We start from the raw sequence: 1,174 nt of genomic DNA, 5'->3' as shown, positions 1-1,174 counted from the left end.
TTTAGCTTGCCTTCAGAGTACATAGAAGCTTATGGCTCGGCGACAATAGCGAGTGTTTGGGCTCATACCGACGAATACGCTTTGGATTATTACCACAACCAATTAGAAATTGGAGCTAAGTGGCAAGTCAGTTCTCAATGGCAATGGGAACTCAATTATCGCTGGGTATTTGCCGCGGATAATCATCTGGATGGCTTAACAGAAAGCTTTCATGACCTATTTGGAATTGGACAAAACGGGCGAGATAAAGTTGATAAAAACCGCTTTTACATCTCAATGCCGCAATATGATGTGTTGGAAGACGGCTTCGAAGGCCAAACCATCGCGAACAACCTCTCGACGTACGTTCAATACCAAATATTGCAAAATGAACGTCATGGTCTTTCGCTAGGAGGAAGCCTCTATTATAACAAAGTCGCGCACGGTACCTTTAAAGGCAGTAACTTTGAGCAAGGCGTGCAACTCAATTACTCTTATCTGTACGGAGCACACGCTTTCTATTCAATGTTCGGGATGACTTTTCGTTCTGACGATCGTGCTCTTCTCGATTTACCTTACCGCCACAACACCGCTGCAATGGCGGGTGGATATCGTTATGCACCTTGGGAAAACCACCACTTTATTGTTGAATACCACTGGTATCAAGGATCCACAGAGGGGCCAGCAGAATTTGCCGATGCGTCAAATGAAATTGTGATGGGATATCGCTATCTCATGGGCAACTCTGCCCTTGAAATCATGGCGATAGAGAATGCGAGAAATATGGATAACAGTACCGATATCGCATTCACGATTGGATATCGGCACCTGTTTTCATCTGACTCGGAAAGCGAGTTTTTATAGACTCAATGTTGGTGCCACTGCGGCTGCCACTTGCGCATCAGTGGCATTGATTGGCAATGTGAATGAGCGATATTGATCACCTGAGAAACTCAAAGAACGGTCAATTTCAGCCAAACAGTGCATCACCTGCCCTTCCAAAATAAAAGACAGCTCAATTTCCTTTGAAGACACAAACCCGCTATTTCGAAACTCAAGCTCTTGATAGATACCAGAACGGGAGGCAAAAGAGCCGCCACGCAAGAAGCCTTTTTCGACATCTGCTTTCACCATCGTAAAACCAGCTTGTTCAATCGCTCGAATAACGCGAGATGCCACTGGTAGTGGTTTCACT

At 45.1% G+C, this 1,174-nt stretch carries 2 protein-coding genes; one reads left to right on the top strand and one right to left on the bottom strand.

Translation table 11 applies throughout. The annotated features are described in order from the left end of the window. Window positions 1-843 (top strand): DUF3187 family protein (locus tag R7Q47_RS25550; RefSeq protein ID WP_318090168.1); only part of this gene is annotated, 843 nt, incomplete at its 5' end. On the opposite strand, the gene R7Q47_RS25545 is transcribed toward R7Q47_RS25550, so the two are convergent. Continuing rightward, window positions 838-1,174, bottom strand: a 337-nt coding sequence (locus R7Q47_RS25545; protein ID WP_318090166.1) for a sporulation protein, incomplete at its 5' end; no start/stop codon positions are given. The two genes, R7Q47_RS25550 and R7Q47_RS25545, sit on opposite strands and share 6 nt — an antisense overlap.

Source organism: Vibrio sp. Vb0349, from assembly GCF_033338975.1.
The sequence above is the reverse complement of the archived record's forward strand: the minus strand, read 5'-3'. Positions and strand labels throughout refer to the sequence as shown.